Origin of the sequence: Pseudomonas putida, from assembly GCF_030159595.1 — a bacterium.
Lineage (GTDB): Bacteria > Pseudomonadota > Gammaproteobacteria > Pseudomonadales > Pseudomonadaceae > Aquipseudomonas > Aquipseudomonas putida_AC.
Genome location: NZ_BSKJ01000006.1, coordinates 192,806 through 212,471, shown reverse-complemented (window position 1 = coordinate 212,471; position 19,666 = coordinate 192,806). Strand labels below are relative to the sequence as shown.

The 19,666-nt window shown below is 62.5% G+C and carries 19 protein-coding genes and 2 pseudogenes; 12 read left to right on the top strand and 9 right to left on the bottom strand.

Translation table 11 applies throughout. The features are described from left to right. Positions 1–11 precede the first annotated feature (11 nt). Genes QQL85_RS15595 through QQL85_RS15575 form a run of 5 tightly spaced genes read left to right on the top strand, consistent with a single transcriptional unit; the run spans position 12 to position 3,795 of the window. Positions 12–1,094 carry a serine hydrolase domain-containing protein gene (locus tag QQL85_RS15595; RefSeq protein WP_284354402.1) on the top strand — a complete coding sequence of 361 codons (1,083 nt, stop codon included), beginning with the start codon at positions 12–14 and terminating at the stop codon, positions 1,092–1,094. Further along, complete coding sequence (locus tag QQL85_RS15590) at positions 1,091–1,387, top strand: amidase (RefSeq protein WP_284354401.1); 297 nt, start codon at positions 1,091–1,093, stop codon at positions 1,385–1,387. Before QQL85_RS15595 ends, QQL85_RS15590 begins: the two co-directional genes overlap by 4 nt. A 44-nt stretch (positions 1,388–1,431) precedes the next feature. Continuing rightward, entirely contained in the window at positions 1,432–2,013 is a 582-nt protein-coding gene (locus QQL85_RS15585; protein ID WP_284354400.1) for a YceI family protein, read from the top strand. Position 2,014: 1 nt separating this feature from the next. Next, positions 2,015–3,172, top strand: coding sequence for a phospholipase D-like domain-containing protein (locus QQL85_RS15580; RefSeq protein WP_284354399.1), 1,158 nt, complete (start codon positions 2,015–2,017; stop codon positions 3,170–3,172). A gap of 44 nt (positions 3,173–3,216) precedes the next feature. Next, positions 3,217–3,795 carry a DJ-1/PfpI family protein gene (locus QQL85_RS15575; RefSeq protein WP_284354398.1) on the top strand — a complete coding sequence of 193 codons (579 nt, stop codon included), beginning with the start codon at positions 3,217–3,219 and terminating at the stop codon, positions 3,793–3,795. 122 nt (positions 3,796–3,917) lie between these two features. On the opposite strand, the gene QQL85_RS15570 is transcribed toward QQL85_RS15575, so the two are convergent. Beyond that, on the bottom strand, positions 3,918–4,316 hold the full coding sequence (locus QQL85_RS15570) for a nuclear transport factor 2 family protein (RefSeq protein WP_284354397.1): 399 nt from the start codon (positions 4,314–4,316) through the stop codon (positions 3,918–3,920). 115 nt (positions 4,317–4,431) lie between these two features. On the opposite strand from QQL85_RS15570, the gene QQL85_RS15565 reads away from it, so the two are divergent. Further along, positions 4,432–5,022 carry a GNAT family N-acetyltransferase gene (locus tag QQL85_RS15565; protein WP_284354396.1) on the top strand — a complete coding sequence of 197 codons (591 nt, stop codon included), beginning with the start codon at positions 4,432–4,434 and terminating at the stop codon, positions 5,020–5,022. Further along, positions 5,019–5,891, top strand: coding sequence for a carbon-nitrogen hydrolase family protein (locus QQL85_RS15560; RefSeq protein WP_284354395.1), 873 nt, complete (start codon positions 5,019–5,021; stop codon positions 5,889–5,891). Before QQL85_RS15565 ends, QQL85_RS15560 begins: the two co-directional genes overlap by 4 nt. 43 nt (positions 5,892–5,934) lie before the next feature. On the opposite strand, the gene QQL85_RS15555 is transcribed toward QQL85_RS15560, so the two are convergent. Beyond that, entirely contained in the window at positions 5,935–7,458 is a 1,524-nt protein-coding gene (locus QQL85_RS15555) for a fumarate hydratase (protein WP_016498103.1), read from the bottom strand. Between the two features lie 248 nt (positions 7,459–7,706). On the opposite strand from QQL85_RS15555, the gene QQL85_RS15550 reads away from it, so the two are divergent. Beyond that, the gene (locus tag QQL85_RS15550) at positions 7,707–8,627 is read left to right on the top strand and encodes an iron-sulfur-binding ferredoxin reductase (RefSeq protein WP_284354394.1); all 921 of its coding nucleotides are present in this window, start codon (positions 7,707–7,709) and stop codon (positions 8,625–8,627) included. Between the two features lie 137 nt (positions 8,628–8,764). Here the strand turns inward: QQL85_RS15550 and pyk are convergent, their stop codons facing one another. Further along, a complete protein-coding gene (pyk, locus tag QQL85_RS15545) occupies positions 8,765–10,219 on the bottom strand; it encodes a pyruvate kinase (protein ID WP_152954684.1) in 1,455 nt (484 codons plus the stop codon). Between the two features lie 179 nt (positions 10,220–10,398). On the opposite strand from pyk, the gene QQL85_RS15540 reads away from it, so the two are divergent. The 3 genes from QQL85_RS15540 to sbcB all read left to right on the top strand — a co-directional run bounded on the left by QQL85_RS15540 (position 10,399) and on the right by sbcB (position 12,744). After that, positions 10,399–10,785 (top strand): hypothetical protein, encoded by a 387-nt coding sequence (locus tag QQL85_RS15540; protein ID WP_016713621.1) that lies wholly within the window; start codon positions 10,399–10,401, stop codon positions 10,783–10,785. Positions 10,786–10,908: 123 nt separating this feature from the next. Continuing rightward, positions 10,909–11,268, top strand: a complete 360-nt coding sequence (locus QQL85_RS15535; RefSeq protein WP_060497981.1) for a PilZ domain-containing protein — start codon at positions 10,909–10,911, stop codon at positions 11,266–11,268. A gap of 42 nt (positions 11,269–11,310) precedes the next feature. Next, positions 11,311–12,744 carry an exodeoxyribonuclease I gene (sbcB, locus tag QQL85_RS15530; protein WP_284354393.1) on the top strand — a complete coding sequence of 478 codons (1,434 nt, stop codon included), beginning with the start codon at positions 11,311–11,313 and terminating at the stop codon, positions 12,742–12,744. 73 nt (positions 12,745–12,817) lie between these two features. Here the strand turns inward: sbcB and mvaT are convergent, their stop codons facing one another. Then, a complete protein-coding gene (gene mvaT, locus QQL85_RS15525; RefSeq protein ID WP_012273998.1) occupies positions 12,818–13,195 on the bottom strand; it encodes a histone-like nucleoid-structuring protein MvaT in 378 nt (125 codons plus the stop codon). A 285-nt stretch (positions 13,196–13,480) separates the two neighbouring features. Here mvaT and purU point away from each other — a divergent pair, with 285 nt between their 5' ends. Beyond that, positions 13,481–14,332, top strand: a complete 852-nt coding sequence (gene purU / locus QQL85_RS15520; RefSeq protein ID WP_284354392.1) for a formyltetrahydrofolate deformylase — start codon at positions 13,481–13,483, stop codon at positions 14,330–14,332. 308 nt (positions 14,333–14,640) lie between these two features. Here the strand turns inward: purU and QQL85_RS15510 are convergent, their stop codons facing one another. From QQL85_RS15510 to QQL85_RS26790, 5 genes and pseudogenes are all read right to left on the bottom strand, one after another. Continuing rightward, complete coding sequence (locus QQL85_RS15510; RefSeq protein WP_284354390.1) at positions 14,641–15,633, bottom strand: lysylphosphatidylglycerol synthase transmembrane domain-containing protein; 993 nt, start codon at positions 15,631–15,633, stop codon at positions 14,641–14,643. Next, the gene (locus QQL85_RS15505; protein WP_284354389.1) at positions 15,630–16,394 is read right to left on the bottom strand and encodes a polysaccharide deacetylase family protein; all 765 of its coding nucleotides are present in this window, start codon (positions 16,392–16,394) and stop codon (positions 15,630–15,632) included. The genes QQL85_RS15510 and QQL85_RS15505 overlap by 4 nt, the downstream gene beginning before the upstream one ends. Next, positions 16,387–17,508 carry a glycosyltransferase family 4 protein gene (locus tag QQL85_RS15500; RefSeq protein WP_284354388.1) on the bottom strand — a complete coding sequence of 374 codons (1,122 nt, stop codon included), beginning with the start codon at positions 17,506–17,508 and terminating at the stop codon, positions 16,387–16,389. Before QQL85_RS15500 ends, QQL85_RS15505 begins: the two co-directional genes overlap by 8 nt. A 228-nt stretch (positions 17,509–17,736) precedes the next feature. Then, positions 17,737–18,333: pseudogene (locus QQL85_RS26795) on the bottom strand (methyl-accepting chemotaxis protein); the annotation flags it as partial. A 261-nt stretch (positions 18,334–18,594) separates the two neighbouring features. Then, positions 18,595–19,554: pseudogene (locus tag QQL85_RS26790) on the bottom strand (cache domain-containing protein); the annotation flags it as partial. Positions 19,555–19,666 lie beyond the last annotated feature (112 nt).

Below are 19,666 nucleotides of genomic sequence, written 5' to 3'. Positions count from 1 at the left end.
CCTGAAACGCGATGCTGAAAGGTCTGCTGATGGTTCTTTGCCTGGCCTTGGCAACCGCCGAAGCCGAGGACTGGCCTGATCCGCAGTGGCAGAACGACCCTGCCACCTTCGACTGGCAAGCCGTCGACGCCTACGCCTTCCCCCCTCGCACCGCCCCCGACCGCAGCGGCATCCGCACCGACGCCCTGCTGATCATCCGTGACGGCCGCATCCTCCACGAGCGCTACGCCGCCGCCACCACTGCCGCCACCGCACACCTGACCTGGTCGGTCAGCAAGAGCGTACTCGCCACGCTGATGGGCGTGGCTCAGGGCGAAGGGCGCTTCCAGTTGCAAGATCCGGTCACGCGTTTCTACCCCGCCATGCGCGACCACCCGGGCGTACGCATGGTCGACCTGCTGCACTGGGCCAGCGGCCTGGACTGGCAGGAAGACTACGAATACGCCCCGCTCAAGTCCTCGGTGGTGGCCATGCTGTATACGCGTGGCCGCGAGGACATGGCCGCCTACACGGCGGCACGGGGCACGATGGCCAGCCCCGGCCAGCGTTTTCTCTATTCCAGTGGCGACAGTAACCTGCTGGCCGCTGCACTGCGCGGCATGCTCGATGCCGGGCAGTACGCCGATTACCCCTGGCATGCGTTGTTCACACCCTTGGGCATCAACAGTGCGGTGTGGGAGCGTGACCAGGCGGGTACCTTCGTGGGCTCTTCCTATCTGTACCTCAGCGCCCGGGACCTGGCACGCATTGGCTTGCTGATGCAGCGCGAGGGGCAGTGGCAGGGTCGACAGCTGCTGCCCAAGGCCTGGGTGGCCTTCAACCGTACGCCGTTTACGCATGCCGAACCTGTCCCCGGTGAGGCCAACCCGGGCGGCCACTGGTGGCTCAACCAGCCGCTGGCCGATGCCGGGCGGCCTTGGCCGAATGCGCCCGCAGATACCTTCGCCGCCCTGGGCCATTGGGGCCAGGCGCTGTATGTACTGCCTGCGCAAAAGCTGGTGATCGTGCGCTATGCCGATGACCGTGACGGCAGTTACCAGCACGACGAACTGCTCAAGCGGGTGTTGGCGGCATTGGCCGGGGAGGGGGCATGAAGCGCTTACTGCTGCTGGTGTTGCTGGGGTTGGTGTTCTGGGCCTGGCACGAGCGTCAGGCACTGGCAGATTTCCCTGGCATCCTCTCGGCCTATTCGGCCAAGGAGTACTGTTCGTGCCGCTTCGTCATGGGTTTCGAGCAGGCCTACTGCCAAGGCTATGTGAAGCAATGGCTGCCACTGAGCCTGCTGGAGGAAAACACCCCGCAACGGCAAGTCACTGCCGAGGGCCTGGGGCGGTGCAACCAGGCTGCCTGGCAGGGCCCGCGCGAGGGCTGCCGCTTGCTGCCATGAAGGCGGGCGGGTAAGGTTGGCGGCCTGGTTTCACGAGATCTGTCATGTTCAAGCTGCCCCGTCTGCTGCCTGCCTTGTTGCTGGCTTTTTGCCTACCCGCCCATGCCAACTGGCACCTCGATGGCGAATCGTCGCGCCTGTCGTTCATTACCGGCAGGAACGGTGACACGGCCGAAGTGCACCGTTTTCTGGTGCTGCATGGCACGGTCGATCGCAAAGGCGTGGCGGGGTTGAGTATCGAGATGGACTCGGTCAGCAGCGGCATCCCGCTGCGTGACGAGCAGATGCGCGACAACCTGTTCGAGGTCGAGCGCTTCGCCGAGGCCACCGTGAAGGCGCAAATCGATCTGCGCCCTATCAATGACCTGGCCGACGGTGCGCAGATCGAGTTGCGACTGCCGTTGACGGTCACCCTGCATGGTCAATCGCACAGTTACAACGCCCTGCTGCTGGCCACACGCCTCGACGCGCGGCGCTTTCAGGTAGTGACCCTTGAGCCGCTGCTGCTGCGCGCCGAGGATTTCGGATTGCTGCCGGGGTTGGAAAAGCTGCGCAAGTTCGCCGGGCTCAAGTCCATCAACCCGTCGGTACCGGTTAGCGCGGTGCTGATCTTCACCGCCCGCTGACATGCCGGGGCCGGTCTTTCCCTGGCGGGATGGCAACCAGTTCGAACTGCTGATCGACGGCCCCGAGTTCTTTCCGCGCATGCTCACGGCGATCGTGGGCGCCGAATTCCAGGTCGATCTGGAGTTGTACCTGGTCGAGGCCGGCGCGTGTGCCGAAGCCGTGGTCGAAGCGCTGGAGCAGGCCGCCCGGCGTGGTGTGCGGGTGCGCTGCCTGTTCGATGACTATGGCTCGCTGGCCTTCAACAGTGCCCTGCGCCAGCGCCTGCTTGAGGCCGGCGTTTACCTGCGCTGGTACAACCGCCTGCGCTGGAAGCGCGGTCTGCGCAACCTGTACCGCGACCACCGTAAACTGCTGCTGGTGGATGAACGCTGGGCAGTGGTGGGCGGCACGGGCGTTACCGATGAATTCTGGACGCCGGCCGACGCAACCAGCGAATGGCATGAGGTGATGGTGCAGATCCAGGGGCCGGTGGTGAACGACTGGCAACTGCTGTTCGACCGCCAGTGGTCCGCCAATAACCGCCGCACCGCCTGGCGCCCTGCCGAAGGCTTCGGCTTGCCGCGCCTGCCCAAGGTGCCTGCGCAGGGGCAGGGCATGGGCCGGGTGGCCTATGCCGACGCCCGCCAACACCAGGACATCCTGCATTCGCTGGTGCGGGCGTTGAACAGCGGCAAGCAACGGGTATGGCTGGCCACACCGTATTTTCTGCCGACCTGGAGCGTGCGCCGTTCGTTGCGTCGGGCTGCCAGCAAGGGGCTTGATGTACGGCTGTTGCTGACCGGCCCGCGCACCGATCATCCATCGGTGCGCTACGCCGGGCACCGTTACTACCCACGCCTGCTGCGCGCCGGGGTGCGGATTTTCGAGTACCAGCCGTGCTTCCTGCACCTGAAGATGGCCGTGGTAGACGACTGGGTCAGCGTTGGTTCGTGCAACTTCGACCACTGGAACCTGCGTTTCAACCTTGAGGCCAACATCGAGGCGCTGGACCCGCCGTTGACGGCGGCGGTCGTGGCCAGTTTCGAGCGCGACTTTGCCCTGAGCGAGGAAGTCGACCTCGACCACTGGCATGCCCGCCCTCTGTGGCGCAGGGTGAAACAGCGGATCTGGGGATGGATCGACCGGCTGGTGGTCAACCTGCTCGACCGCCGTGACTGACAACGGCTATCGTGCAGTATCTGTTAACCGAAGGAGTGGGTGCGATGACGGCGAAGAAGATTCTGATGCTGGTAGGCGACTACGTCGAGGACTACGAGGCGATGGTGCCGTTCCAGGCCTTGAGCATGGTGGGCCACACGGTGCATGCGGTGTGCCCGGAAAAACTGGCGGGGCAGACCGTGCGCACAGCCATCCATGATTTTGAGGGTGAGCAGACGTACAGCGAAAAGCCGGGGCACAACTTTGCCCTGAACTATGACTTCGTGCGGGTGCGGGCTGAGAGTTACGACGCGCTGCTCATCCCGGGTGGCCGTGCGCCGGAATACCTGCGCCTGGATGAGAAGGTGCTGGAGCTGGTGCGGGCGTTCGACCAGGCCGGCAAGCCGATTGCGGCGGTCTGCCATGGCGCCCAGCTGCTGGCGGCGGCGGGTGTGCTGGAGGGGCGCGAATGCAGCGCGTACCCGGCATGTGCGCCGGAGGTGCGTCTGGCGGGCGGTAAGTTCATCGATATCGCGGTGGACCAGGCGCATGTGGATGGCAACCTGGTGACCGCACCGGCGTGGCCAGCGCACCCGGCGTGGCTGGCGGCCTTCCTCAACGTGCTGGGTACTCGTATTGCCTGACCGGGCCTCTTCGCGGGTAAACCCGCTCCCACAGGGATCCCATTGAACCTGAGAGGGGGGGTACCTGTGAGAGCGGGTTTACCCGCGAAGAGGCCGGTGCAGGCAACACGGCTCGAACAGGCTCAGGCGACCTGGTCGACCCAGTCATTGAGGTTGTAGTAGTTGGTCACCCGGGCAATCTTGCCGCAGTGGATATAGAAAAACGCCCCCGCCGGCAGTACATAGGTCTGCCCGTTGGCCGCTGGCAGCCCTTCGTCATCGGCCAGATATTCACCGTGTACCGTGAACTCCGCCGCAGCGCGGCTGCCATCGGCGTTCTGCATCACCACGATGTCGGCCAGGCGTTCGCGGTAGCAGCGGTTCATCTTGTCCATGAACGCAGCAAACCGGGCCTTGCCCATCTGCCGCTCGCCCTGGTTGATGTCGTGGATCACGTCCTCGCTCAGTAGCGCCAGAAAGCCCTGCATGTCACCGGCGTTGAAGGCGGCGTAGTAAGCATTTACCAGTTCGGTAGCGGTCATGGAACAATACCTGTCGTGTAGGGAAAAGGCGGGTCGTTGCCCCGGATGATAGGGTTTCCCCTCAAGCCCGGCTTAGCCGAGCGCGTCATCCACATCGACAAAACGACCGCCAAGCATGGAAATACGCCTGTTGCACGGCGCCGCTATCGCGCCTTACATCGATGACCTCGCTCGCCTGCGCCTTAGCGTGTTTCGCGAGTTTCCCTACCTTTACGATGGCACTTCGGAGTACGAGGCCGACTACCTGGCCACCTATGCCCGTTCCGGGCGCAGCCTGCTGGTGCTGGCGCTGGACGACGGCAAGGTGGTTGGCGCCTCTACTGGCCTGCCGCTGGTGGACGTGGCGCCCGAGTTCCAGCAGCCGTTCCTGGCCCATGGACGCGACCCTGCCGGCGTCTACTACTTTGGCGAATCGCTGGTGCTGCCGGAGTACCGTGGTCGTGGCCTGGGGGTGCGCTTTTTCATCGAGCGCGAGTCCTATGCCCACAAGCTGGCCGAGTTCGACTTCTGCGCCTTCTGCGCCGTGGAGCGTCCCGGCGCACACCCGCGACGCCCTGCAGACTACAAGCCGTTGCACGGTTTCTGGCGCAATCGAGGTTTCCTGCATGACCCGTCATTGCGCACCCGTTATGCGTGGCGCGACCTGGACGAGCAGGAAAGCTCGGAAAAGATCATGTCGTTCTGGACCAAGGAACTGCCGATATGATCCGCCTGGCGGCCTGCCAGTACGCCATCGAACTGCATGAAACCTGGGATGCCTACGCCGACCACCTGCAGGGCCTGTGCGCTGAAGCAGCGGAGGCCGGCGCCCGCCTGCTGCTGCTGCCAGAGTACGCCGGGCTAGTGCTTAGTGGCCAGCTGGGTGCCGAGCAGCGGGGTGATCTGAAGGCTTCGATCGCCGCCATTCAGCCATTGATCGAGCCTTGGAAGGCGTTGTGCGAGAGCATTGCCAGGCGCTGGGGCATCTACCTGCAACCGGGCAGCATGCCGGTGCTGGACAGTGATGGGCGGTACCGTAACCGGGCCTGGCTGTTCGGCCCCACAGGTGTATTGGGCCATCAGGACAAACTGATGATGACCCGGTTCGAGCGCGAGCAGTGGGATATCGATGCGGGCCAGGGGCTGCAGGTGTTCGACACCGAATTGGGGCGCCTGGGCATCCTGATCTGTTATGACAATGAATTTCCCATGCTGGCCCGGCGCCTGGCCGAGGCTGGTGCCGATCTGATCCTGGCGCCCAGCTGTACCGATACCGAGGCGGGTTACCACCGGGTACGCATCGGCGCCCAGGCGCGGGCGCTGGAAAACCAGATTGCTGTGCTGCAAAGCCCTACGGTCGGGCTGGCGCCGTGGTCGCCGGCGCTGGACGAGAACATCGGTCGGGCAGGGTTGTTCGTTCCGCCGGATCACGGGATGCCGGGGGATGGGGTCGTGGCGTTGAGCGAGGCACTGAGCCCGGCGTGCAGCCAGTGGCTGGTGTGTGAGGTGGACCTGGAGGACGTGCGGCGGGTGAGGCGGGAAGGGCAGGTGTTTACCCGCAGGGACTGGCCGGAGCAGTTTGACAGAGTCTTGTGAAAACAGTGGCGCCCGCAAAGCAGGCGCCACTGTTACATCAGGCTTACTTCACTTCGACTGCCAGGCTCTCGGCAATCTTGCTCTGCCACAGGGCAGGGCCAGTGATGTGTACCGACTCACCGTTGCTGTCTACGGCAACGGTCACCGGCATGTCCTTGACGTCGAACTCGTAGATCGCTTCCATGCCCAGCTCGGCGAAGGCCAGGACCTTCGACTTGCGGATGGCCTGGGCCACCAGGTAGGCAGCACCACCCACGGCCATCAGGTAAACGGCTTTGTTGTCCTTGATCGCTTCGATGGCGGTCGGGCCACGCTCGGACTTGCCGATCATGCCCAGCAGGCCGGTTTGTTCGAGGATCTGGCGGGTGAACTTGTCCATGCGGGTGGCGGTGGTCGGGCCGGCTGGGCCTACCACTTCGTCACCGACCGGGTCGACCGGGCCGACGTAGTAGATGAAGCGGCCTTTCAGGTCTACCGGCAGCTCTTCGCCACGGTTGAGCATTTCGACCATGCGCTTGTGCGCGGCATCGCGGCCGGTCAGCATCTTGCCGTTGAGCAGGATGGTCTCGCCCGGCTTCCAGCTGGCGACTTCTTCCGGGGTGATGTCGTCGAGGTTGACGCGACGGGCGCTTGGGCCGGCTTCCCAGACGATTTCCGGGTAAGCGTCCAGCGACGGCGCTTCCAGCTCGGCCGGGCCGGAGCCATCGAGCACGAAGTGGGCGTGACGGGTGGCGGCACAGTTGGGGATCATGCACACCGGCAGGGATGCGGCGTGGGTCGGGTAGTCCATGATCTTCACGTCGAGCACGGTGGTCAGGCCACCCAGGCCCTGGGCGCCGATGCCCAGCTGGTTGACCTTCTCGAACAGCTCCAGACGGATTTCTTCCAGGCGGTTCTGCGGGCCACGGGCTTTCAGCTCATGGATGTCGATGGACTCCATCAACACTTCCTTGGCCATGACCGCGGCTTTCTCGGCGGTACCGCCGATGCCGATGCCGAGCATGCCAGGCGGGCACCAGCCAGCGCCCATGGTCGGGACGGTCTTCAGCACCCAGTCGACGATCGAGTCGGACGGGTTGAGCATGGCCATCTTCGACTTGTTCTCGGAACCGCCACCTTTGGCAGCCACGTCCACTTCAACCTTGTCACCAGGAACGATGGAGTAGTGGATGACTGCTGGGGTGTTGTCCTTGGTGTTCTTGCGGGCACCGGCCGGGTCGGCCAGGATCGAAGCGCGCAGGACGTTTTCCGGCAGGTTGTAGGCGCGACGCACACCTTCGTTGATCATGTCGTCGACGCTCAGGGTGGCGCCGTCCCAGCGCACGTCCATGCCCACGCGTACGAACACGGTAACGATACCGGTGTCCTGGCAGATCGGGCGGTGGCCGGTGGCGCACATGCGCGAGTTGATCAGGATCTGGGCGATAGAGTCGCGCGCAGCAGGCGACTCTTCACGCAGGTAGGCCTCGTGCATGGCCTGGATGAAATCGACGGGGTGGTAGTACGAGATGAATTGCAGGGCGTCGGCGACGCTCTGAATCAGGTCGTCTTGCTTGATCACGGTCATGCAGCGCGCTCCTCTTAAAGACGGGAACATTCAAAAAGACGCTCGACGTTGCCGACCAGCATGTCGAAGCGCCTTGCAAGGCGCCGGCAGGTCAGGCCGACGGAAAAAGGCGCGGCAGTATAGCGCGCATCCTTGCCGGGCACACCTGCGGCCGGTCTGGACCATGGTCGGCAGTGGTTGGGCATCCTTTTTGCTGCCGTTGCGCGCTTGGCTTAAAGTGGACTGTGATTTGTGGAGAACGACCAACCATGCCCGAACTTTGCGTGGGCGAGCGCCGCTGGGCGGTGCCGACTGGCAGCAACCTGCTCGATGCCTTGAATGATGCCGGGCTCAACGTGCCCTACAGCTGCCGCGCCGGCAGTTGCCATGCCTGCCTGGTCCATTGCCTGGCCGGGCAACCGCTGGATGCCTTGCCCGAGGCGTTGGCGCTCGACAAGCATGCCCTGGGCTGGCGCCTGGCCTGCCAGTGCCGGGTGGTCGAAGACCTGCAAGTGGCGCTGTTCGACCCGCAGCGCGATGGCGTGCCGGCCCATGTCTGTGCGCTGGACTGGTTCGGTGATGTGTTGCGCGTGCGGCTGCGGCCTGAGCGGGCGGTGCGTTACCAGGCGGGGCAGCATGTGGTGTTGTGGGATGGTGTGGTAGCGCGGCCGTATTCGCTGGCCAGCCTGCCGGGAGAAGATGACTTTCTGGAGTTCCACATCGATTGCCAGCGCCCTGGCGCTTTCTGCGACAAGGCCCGTGGTTTGCAGGTGGGTGATGTGCTGCGCCTGGGTGAGTTCAGAGGCGGGGCGTTGCATTACGATCCGGATTGGCAGGATCGGCCTCTATGGCTGCTGGCAGCGGGCACTGGGCTTGCGCCGTTGTGGGGCATCCTGCGTGAGGCGGTGCGACAGGGGCATCGCGGCGAGATTCGGGTGCTGCATGTGGCGAGGGACGTCGCCGGGCATTATCTGGCTGGGCCGTTGCAGGAAATGGCAGGTGTGACTGTCGAGTTGGTGCTGACGGAGCAGGTGGAGGAAGCGCTGGCGGGGTTACGGCTGACGTCACGGCAGACGGTGGCGCTAGTGTGTGGGGCGCCGGGGAGTGTGGAGCGGTTTGCGCGGCGGCTGTTCATTGCCGGGGTGCCGCGGGGGCAGGTGTTTGCCGATGTGTTTGTCGAGCATGCCTGAGAGTTGTGTTGACTGTACCAGCCTATTCGCGGGCAAGCCCGCTCCCACAGGAATATCACAGGTTTCGATAACAGTGATATCCCTGTGGGAGCGGGCTTGCCCGCGAAGGGCCGCAGAGCGGCCCCCTTAAAGCAGTATCAGCCGACCAGCGGGTCACCGACATGCAGGATTTTCATGCCATTGGTACCACCGATGGTGTGGTAGCTGTCACCTTTGGTCAGGATTACCCAGTCACCTTGCTCCACCAAGCCACGCTTGAGCAGTTCGTCGACCGCTGCCTGGCTCACCTTGTCGGCCGGCAGCGAGGCCGGGTCGAAGGCGATCGGGTACACGCCGCGGAACATGTTGGCGCGAGCCTGGGTAGCGCGGTGCGGCGACAGGGCGAAGATCGGCACATGCGAACGCAGGCGCGACATGATCAGCGGGGTGTAGCCACTTTCGGTCAGGGCGATGATCGCCTTCACGCCCGGGAAGTGGTTGGCGGTGTACATGGCCGCCAGGGCGATGCTTTCGTCGCAGCGCTCGAAGGTGGTGTGCAGGCGGTGGCTGGACTTCTGGCTGGTCGGGTGCTTTTCGGCGCCCGAGCAGATACGCGCCATGGCCTGTACGGCTTCGATCGGGTAGGAACCGGCGGCACTTTCTGCCGACAGCATCACCGCGTCAGTGTTGTCCAGCACGGCGTTGGCCACGTCGGACACTTCGGCACGGGTCGGCATCGGGTTCTGGATCATCGACTCCATCATCTGGGTCGCCACGATCACCGCTTTGTTGTTGCGGCGGGCGTGCTGGATGATCTTCTTCTGGATGGCGATCAGCTCGGCGTCGCCGATTTCCACACCCAGGTCGCCACGGGCAACCATCACGGCGTCGGAGGCGGCGATCAGCTTGTCGAGGGTCTCGTCGTCGGCAACCGCTTCGGCGCGTTCGATCTTGGCCACCAGCCAGGCGCTGCCGCCGGACTCGTCACGCAGCTTGCGCGCGTATTCCATGTCGCTGGCGTCTCGCGGGAAGGACACGGCCAGGTAGTCCAGGTCCATTTCCGCGGCCAGCTTGATGTCGGCCTTGTCTTTTTCGGTCAGGGCCGGTGCGGTCAGGCCGCCACCTTTGCGGTTGATGCCTTTGTGGTCCGACAGCGGGCCACCGATGATCACCACGCAGTGCAGGGCGTCTGCAGTGGCGGTTTCGACGCGCATGACCACGCGGCCATCGTCGAGCAGCAGTTCGTCACCGACGCCGCAGTCCTTGACCAGGTCGGGGTAGTCGATACCGACGATGTCCTGGTTGCCTTCGGTCAGCGGGTGGGCGGTGGAGAAGGTGAACTTGTCACCGATCTTCAATTCGATGCGCTTGTTGGCGAACTTGGCGATGCGGATCTTCGGACCCTGCAAGTCGCCCAGCAGTGCTACATGGCGGCCGTTCTTGGCGGCGATGTCACGGATCAGGCGCGCGCGGGCCTTGTGCTCGTCCGGCGTGCCGTGGGAGAAGTTCAGACGTGCCACGTCCAGGCCGGCGAGGATCAGCTGTTCGATCACTTCCGGCGAGTTGCTGGCGGGGCCAAGGGTGGCGACGATTTTGGTACGGCGGATACTCATGCACAGACTCCTATAGTGAAGCGCAGCGAAAGGCTACTCCTGAATCTCGCTGTAGTCATTGTTCCGTTGCACTACCTGCGACCAAGGCAGGGTGGCATTTGAACGGGCAAGGTATCCTTGCAAAAGGCTGTGAAGATTTGTTGGCGTTGGCCGATAAACAGGCATCAAAGGAGATCCCCATGCGAGCCCTGATTGTTTTAGCCCTGGCCGCCAGCGTCGTCGGCTGCACCCGCTGGTCCATGGACCACCACCTGAACAATGCCTACCGCGCCTATGACCGTGGCGATTGCGCCCGGGTCATGCTGGAACTGTCGCAGGTCGATCGCACCAGCCGTGCGCGGCCATTCATCCACCCCGAGGTGTCGCTGTTACGCGGCCAGTGCCTGGAGCGCCAGGCGCTGTATGTGGATGCCGCGCAGACCTATCAATACCTGATCCAGCAGTACCCGGGCAACGAGTACGCCTATCGCGCCCAGGCACGCCTGCAGACTCTGGAAAAGCTGGGCCATTTGCGCGGCGGTGAAACGGCGGTGGCCAAGCCGGTGACGACCGTACCTTGGCGCTAACACCAAGGTGTGGTTTATTTCACGAGATTTGCTGCGCGCGCTGCGCTAATCTGTAACTCAGCTGTTACAACAACCGCCAGTTCCTTGTATTCCTGGCATCAGGTACGGAATACACTTGCGATCATGTTCAACAAGCGCCACATCGAACGTCATCAGCTGCCTTGTGTCCTCAAGGTGTTCAACCGGTTTACCAACCAGGAGATCGGCCAGCTAGGCAATGCCTCCGAAGATGGCCTGATGGTCATCAGCCAGTTGCCCGTGCTGGTCGGGCCCGATTACGAATTGCAACTGCGCATGCCGTTGGTCGGCGGGGGGCATCAGTTCGTCAACCTTACCGCCAGTTGCCTGTGGTGCCGCGAAGACCAGACGCCCGGGCACTACGATTCGGGCTTCATGCTGTTGCAGGCACCGCGCGAATACGACGAGTTCGTACATTCGTTGCGCGACTATTTCAGTTTCCACCCCGCCAACGCTTCTGTCTGAGGCTGCGCTAGAATCGGGTCGACCTCGATACAGGACGACCCCGTGACCTCCAGCATTTTCTGGCACGACTACGAAACCACCGGCATCAACCCACGCTGCGACCGCCCACTGCAGGTGGCCGGCGTGCGCACTGACTTCGACCTCAACGAGGTCGACGAGCCGATCAGCCTTTATTGCCGGCCTTCGGACGACATCCTGCCGCACCCGGCAGCCTGCCTGGTGACCGGTATCACCCCGCAACTGCTGGCTGAGCAAGGCCTGTGCGAAGCCGAGTTCATGACCCGGGTGCATGCACAGCTGGCGCAGCCGGGCACCTGTGGTGCCGGCTACAACACCCTGCGCTTTGACGATGAAGTGACCCGCTACAGCCTGTATCGCAACTTTTTCGACCCCTATGCCCGTGAGTGGCAGGGCGGCAACAGCCGCTGGGACCTGATCGACATCGTGCGTACCGCCTATGCCCTGCGCCCCGACGGCATTCAATGGCCGCAGCAGGACGGCCGCACCAGCCTGCGCCTGGAGCTGCTGAGCAAAGCCAATGGCATTGATCACGGGCATGCCCACGAAGCGCTTTCCGACGTGCGGGCAACCATTGCCCTGGCCCGCCTGATTCGGCAGAAACAGCCAAAATTGTATGACTGGCTGTTCCAGTTACGCAGCAAGCATAAAGTGATGGAGCAGATCCGTTTGTTACAGCCACTGGTGCATATATCCGGGCGCTTTTCGGCGGCGCGTAATTACCTGGGTGTCGTATTGCCACTGGCCTGGCACCCGCGTAATCGCAATGCACTGATTGTGTGCGACCTGCATCAGGAAACCCTACCGTTATTGCGGGAAAGTGCTGAAGTTTTGCGCCAGCGCTTGTACACCCGCCATGATGAATTGGCCGAGGGTGAATTACCGGTACCGCTCAAACTGGTGCAGATCAATCGTTGCCCCGTACTGGCACCGCTGTCGGTATTGCGCCCGGCCGATCAACAACGATTGGGCCTGGACTTGACGTTGTTACAATTGCGCGGTGAACAGCTGGCCCATCAACAGGCGCAATGGCAAGACAAGCTGGAACACATCTATGGCAAAGATGAGTTCGCCCCGAGTGAGGACCCGGAACAGCAGTTGTACGAGGGTTTTATTGGCGATCGCGACCGACGCTTATGCGAGCAAGTTCGTGCGCTGGAACCGGCACAGTTGAGCCATGGGCACTGGATGTTCGATGACCCGCGCTTACCTGAACTGTTGTTCCGCTATCGGGCGCGTAACTTCCCTGACACCCTGAACAGCGAAGAGCGCCAGCGCTGGTATGGCTTCTGTCAGCAGCGCTTGAGCGACCCGCAGTGGGGCGCACCGAATACGCTGGGCGACTTCGAGAAGGCGCGCCAGCAAGCCTGGGAGGGCGCTGACGAGGCTGGCCGACGTGTGTTGGAGGCTTGGCACAGGCATGCCAGGCAATTGCAGACACAATTTGCAATTGACTGACAGGTGGGCAAACAAAAACGCCGGCAATGTGCCGGCGTTTTTGTTGCGATAAGCAAAAGGCGTAGGTGGACAATCAGTCCAGCAGGGTCGCCCAGCTTTCAACCACATCGCCACCCCAAGTGGCTTTCCACTCTTTCAGGGTTTTGTGGTTGCCGCCCTTGGTTTCGATCACTTCACCGTTGTGCGGGTTTTTGTATTGCTTGACCTTGCGCGCACGCTTGGTGGCAGTGGTCTTGACAGCACCACGAGGTGCCTTGCTCAGTTTCGACTCTGGGTCGAGCAGGGCAATCACGTCGCGCAGCGACTTGGAGTATTCACCCATCAGCGTGCGCAGTTTGCCTTCGAACTCCAGTTCTTTCTTCAGCTTGTCATCCTGCGACAGGTTGGCCAGGCGGGCCTGAAGTTCCTTGATGGCTTCTTCGGTAGCGCGGTATTCGTTGATCAGGGACATGGAGTGTTCCTTAATGCGTGTTCAGAAATGTGTGGGGCAATAATAGACAGGCGATACTCGCAAGTAAACATGATATTGGGCAGTTAACTGTTAATTAAGCGGTGACAACATTTCGCTATGTGAACAAAAATTCACATAAAAGCCCTGCATTTCGTCATGTCTGTCAGACAAAGCGCGTGGCTGCGTTTGCAGGCCTGCATTGACCCTCGCGGCTTCGATCAATACTGCGTTTTTTCTGGCGGGCCGCTAGAATAGGCGCCTTTGCGAAGTTCTGGAGTCTCATTCATGCGCACCTATCGTCTGGTGATCGCCTGCCCCGACCGCGTCGGCATCGTGGCGAAAGTCAGTAATTTCCTGGCCTTGTACAATGGCTGGATCAACGAAGCCAGCCACCATTCCGATGAGCAGAGCGGTTGGTTCTTCATGCGCCATGAAATTCGCGCTGAATCCCTGCCATTCGGTATCGAAGCCTTCCGTGAGGCCTTCGCGCCCATCGCCGAAGAGTTCTCCATGACTTGGCGCGTGACCGACTCGGCACAGAAAAAGCGCGTGGTACTGATGGCCAGCCGAGAGTCGCACTGCCTGGCCGATTTACTCCACCGTTGGCACACCGATGAGCTGGACTGCGAGATCCCGTGTGTGATTTCCAACCACAACGACCTGCGCAGCATGGTCGAGTGGCACGGCATTCCGTTCTTCCATGTGCCGGTCGACCCCAAGGACAAGGCCCCTGCCTTTGCCGAAGTGTCGCGCCTGGTCAATGAGCATGCTGCCGATGTAGTGGTGCTGGCCCGCTACATGCAAATCCTGCCGCCGCAACTGTGCCAGGACTATGCCGAGAAAGTGATCAACATCCACCACAGCTTCCTGCCGTCGTTCGTCGGCGCCAAGCCGTACCACCAGGCGGCCCTGCGAGGCGTGAAGCTGATCGGCGCGACCTGCCACTACGTCACCGAAGAGCTGGATGCCGGCCCGATCATCGAGCAGGACGTGGTGCGTGTCAGTCATGCCGACAGCATCGAGGACATGGTCCGCTTTGGCCGTGATGTGGAGAAGATGGTGCTGGCCCGTGGCCTGCGTTATCACCTGGAAGACCGGGTGCTGGTGCATGGCAACAAGACTGTGGTGTTTGACTGATACTACTTGGTTGCCTGTGGGATTTTGGGGCTGCTTTGCAGCCCATCGCGACACAAGGCCGCTCCTACAGGAGATATGCGATGCAATGTCGGTACGCGATCCCTTGTAGGAGCGGCCTTGTGTCGCGATGGGGCGCAAAGCGCCCCCGGCAATCTTGAGGCATACGCCAATGGCCAAGCAACGTAACACCCCCACTGCTTCCCCCCCGCCCACCCTCGGCGAAGGCTGCCTGGCCCGCTACGACCCCGAAGCCCTGGATGACACTGACGGCACCGACTTCCCCGGCGCCGCCGAACTCTGGCAACAACTCAACCTGCCTGACGCCGCCAGCGCTCCAGCAACGGACGCGCCAGCAGGCACACAAATACCGGCCCACCCGCCAGCAGATAGAAGTAGTAAGTAACCGCCCGCCATATCAGGATCGCCGCCGCTGCGGTCGAACTGCCCACCAAGGGCGTCAGCAGGCTGGCCGAAGTCAGCTCGGCGGCACCCGCCCCTCCGGGCAACAGGCTGAACTGGCCGGCACTGAGCGACAGCATCTGCACCAGGAAGCTTGGGATCCACGCCAGGTCCACTCCCAACCCTCGCAATACCAGGTACAGCACGCTGTAGCGCAGGCCCCAGTGGGCGCAGGTCAGGGTGAATACCAGGCTCAGCGTGCGCTTGGGCAGGTGCCAGGTCTGTACCAGTGCGTCGATGAAGTGCAGCAGTTTGCGCGCCCAGCGGCGTTTGCGTGGCTGGCCCACGCCCAGGTGCTGCAGCAGCCTGCCGTTCATGCGCATTACCGTGCGCCGGTAGCGCAATAGCCCGATCACCCCGGCCAGTGCGGTGCATAGCAGCCATGCGCTGCCCAGTAGCATGCTTTCCTGGCTGCGGCCCAGGCTGTGGAACAACGCGTAGCCGGCTATCGCAAGCATTGCGCAGAAGAAGAACGCCAGATCGTTCAACTGGTCCATGGCGAACACGGCGCCGCTGCGTGCGGGGCCGATTCGGTCGCGCGCCAGCAGGGCCATCAGGGTCAAAGGCCCACCACTGCCACCGGGGGTCGTGCAGATGGCAAACTCCGTGGCCATGACCACGCCGAGGCTGCGTGCATGGCTTAACTGTTTTGCCTGCTCACCCAGCAACAAGCGCAAGCGCAGGGCGTTGATGACCCAGCACGATAGAATCATGCCAAGCAATATGAGCAGCAGTTGTGGGTCGAACCGGCTTAGCCTGGGCAGCAGCTGGCTACCTCCCAACAGCGCTGGCACCAGCGCTGCGCCCAACAATGCCAGCATCAGCAAGGCCCAGCGGTTCATGCTGCCACCTGGCGCTCCAGCCAGGCCGATTTGGTCAGCGGCTCGCGCCCATCCTCAAGCAGTTGCTCCAGTGTGCGCAGCCAATAGTCACGCGACGAGCGATGGCGCATGTCTACCGGATGCAGCCCCAGGCGCAATGTGGTCGCGCCTTTCCAGCGACGGTATTGCCAGTCGCACAGCACGCGGGACAATTCGCGACGCCATGCGCTGCGGGCACTCCAGACAAGGCCTGGTGCATCGATAGCGATGAAGTCAGGCAAACGGTACAAATGCTGCGGTGTGCTGGTGTACTTCAGCGGCAGGCGGCGCAACGCTTGTCGAGTACCTTGGCTCATAAGCCAGGCCGGTGCGACAAACCCTGCCACAGGCCAACCTTGGCCCTCGAACAGTGCCAGGCCATCCTGCAGGCGGGTAAGTGCTTCGTCTTCATCAAGGCTGTAGAACTCGCCTTCATGGGTATAGATGCGTCGCATGAAATAGTCGATGGGGCTGCGCGGTGGCGGCCCTTCGTCAGCATGGGCGTAGCCGTGCAGCGCCAGTTCGTCCCCGTTGGCCAGGCGTTTGTCCAGCAGGTGGCAGAACGAGGGGGCCTGGGGCAGCGGATTGCGCCGATGGAAGTCCGGGACCACCAACCATGTCATGGGCACGTTGCCTAGCGCGTCCACGGCCTCTACGAATGGCTCATAGTCTGGCCAGGTTTCCGGGGCTACATCGTGCAGCACCAGCATGAGGCTGCGTTGGCTGGAGTCGGGCTCAGGCATGGGCACGCACCTGTGGCTGATGGCCGAGCACGGCCTGATAGTGTTGTAGCAGGCCCGTGACTACGTTATCCCACGAGTAATGCTGCTCTACATGGCGACGGGCCTGTGCGCCGAGCGTGTCTACACCTGCATCGAACGCCTCGCGTACGGCCGATGCCATGGCCCGACCATCGTTGGGCGCGCACAACCGGCCGCACTGTTCGTTGATGATTTCACCAAAGGCACCCGCGCGCACGGCTACCACCGGCGTAGCGCTGGCCATGGCTTCGAGAATGACCAGGCCGAACGTTTCCTGGTCGCCAGCGTGCACCAGCAGGTCGGCGCTGGCCATCAGCCGGGCCACCTCCGCAGCCGGGCAGAAGTGGTCGATGACGCTGACGTTGTGCGGCACATTGGCGGGCATGTTCGAACCTACCAACAACAGATGGTAGGGGGCGCCGAGCTGCTGCATGCAGTCGAGCAGCACCGGCAGGTTCTTTTCCCGCGAGCCGCGGCCGGCGTAGATCAACAGGCGGCTGGTGTCGGCAATGCCCAGCTGCGCGCGCAAGTGCGGGTCGCGTTGATCGGGGTTGAAGGTGGCCAAGTCCACGCCCAAGCGTTGCACATGCACATCGCGTATGCCCAGGCGGCGCAGTTTGTCGGCCATGACCTGGCTGGGCGCCAGTACCCGGTCGAAATTGCCGTACAGCTTGCTGACATAGGCCTCGACATTGGGTGTGAACCAGTTGCCCATGCGGTTGCTGACCAGTAGCGGCAAGTCGGAGTGGTAGAAACCGATCACCGGCACATCGAGCTGGCGCCGTGCTTCCAGCGCCGCCCAGGCGGTCAGGTAGGGATCGCCGACTTCGATCAGGTCGGGTTTGAGCATGCGCAGCGTCTTGCACCAGGGGGCCAGGCGTACCGGAAAGCGGTAGCCCTTGCCAAACGGCAGAGGTGGGGCGGGTACATGAAAGATGCCATCGGCATGACGGGCGTTGGCGCCGGGAATCAACAAGCTATGGCGTACACCGTGGATGGCGTCGAGGCGGCGGTGTTTGGCATCAAGATAGGTACGTACGCCACCGCTGGCCGGGGCGTAGAACATGGTGATGTCGGCGATGTGCACGATCAGCATCCCTCCGGGATCGTCTTCGGGTCTGTCATCCGGCGGTAGTGGGCCGGCGATGACGCGCCTAAAGGTTGACCTTTCAGAAGGATAGTTTGTTCGGTCGGGGTTGGGCGGGGAGCGGCGTGGGCTTCTTCGCGGGTAAACCCGCTCCCACAGGAGGCAGCGCAAGCATCAAGGCCTGCGTAGTCTCTGTGGGAGCGGGTTTACCCGCGAAGCAGGCGACGCGGTCTGTATTTAGATGCGGAAGCTGCCCACCAGATGTTTAAGGCGACCAGCCTGCTGCTCCAGGTCCGAACAGGCACGCAGGGTGGCTTGCAGGTTCTCCACGCCTTCCTGGTTGAGCATGTTGATCTCGTTGATGTCCATGTTGATGGCCTCCACCACGGCGGTCTGCTCTTCAGTGGCAGTGGCCACCGACTGGTTCATGCCGTCGATCTCGCCAATGCGCACGGTAACGCTGTCCAGCCGCTCACCGGCCTGGTTGGCGATCTGCATGCTGTCCTGGCTGTGGCGCTGGCTCTGGTCCATGGTCTCGACCGACTCGCGGGCACCGACCTGCAGCTCTTCGATCATGGTCTGCACTTGTTGCGCCGATTCCTGGGTGCGGTGTGCCAGGTTGCGCACTTCATCGGCGACCACGGCAAAACCACGCCCGGCTTCACCGGCGCGGGCCGCCTCGATAGCGGCGTTCAGCGCCAGCAGGTTGGTCTGCTGGGAAATGCTGGTGATCACTTCGAGGATCTGCCCGATATTCACGGTCTTGCTGTTCAGCGTTTCGATGTGCTCGCTGGACGTGACGATCAGGTCGGACAGGCGGTTCATCGCGGCAATGTTGCGCTCGACCACTTGCTGGCCTTCTTCGGCCAACAGGCGCGCGGAGCTTGCATGCTGGGAAGCCTGGGCAGCGTTGCCGGCAATTTCCTGGGCGGCGGCACCCAATTCGTTGATGGCGGCAGCCACGCTGTTGGTGCGGTTGGACTGCTCGTCGGAGTTGGTCATCGACGAATTCGAAGCACTGATCACGCGCAGGGCGACTTCGTTGACCTGCGCGGTGGCCGAGGACACTTCGCGAATACTGCTGTGAATGCGCTCTACGAACCGGTTGAAGGCGTTGCCGAGGATGCCGAACTCGTCGTGATTGTGGATGCGCAGACGCTTGGTCAGGTCGCCTTCACCTTCGGCAATGTCTTCCATGGCGCGCGTCATGGTGTGCAGCGGCTGCATCAACACGCGGATCAGCAGGCCGAGCAGACCGATGATGATTACCACCGCTACCACGGTGGCGATCACCGCCGAGGTGCGGAAGGTGCTGAGCATCGAGAAGGCCTTGTCCTTGTCCACCGACAGGCCAATGTACCAGTTGGCCGACGGCAGGCCGGTAATCGGGGTGAAGGTCAGCAGGCGGGTCTGGCCATCACTCTGTACTTCGGTCAGCTCACCGGTCAGTTTCGGCGTGTGTTGCGGGAACAGGTCGGACAGCGACTTCATTACCAGGTCTTTGTCCGGATGCACCAGGATCTTGCCTTGGTCGTTGACCAGGAAGGCGTAGCCCATGCCGCCGAAGTTCAGCGAGTTGATGATCTGCACCAGGCCGTCCAGCGCCAGGTCACCCCCCACCACGCCGACACTGCTGGACACCTTGCTGAGGATGCCGATGACCATCTTGTTGGTGGTCATGTCGATGTACGGCTCGGTCAGGGTCGCGCCCGCCGCATTCATGCCATCCTTGTACCAAGGGCGGGTGCGCGGGTCGTATCCATCGGGCATTTTTGAGTCCGGGCGTACGCTAAAGCCGCCGTCGACCTTACCCAGGTAGACCGTGAGGAAACTGGAGGCCAGCGCGTTCTGCCCCATCAGGGTCTCGGCGTTGGTTGGGTCCTGGGCAATGTTCTGCGCCAGGTTCTCCACCAGTTTGATACGACCTTCGAACAGGTTGCGAATGTTGGTCGAAGTGGAGGTGCCCATTTCAGCCAGATAGTTTTCCAGGTCCTCGCGGATCGCATTACGCTGGAGGTAATCGTTGTAGAGGGTGAAAAGGCTGAAGGCGAGCATCACGATCAGTGATGCCGCCAAAAGAATCTTGTGGCTGAAACGAAGGCTTTTGTTCATGGCGTAATCGGTTCCGCTAAGGTGTTATATCAGGCGTTCGCTCGGGGGGAGCGCA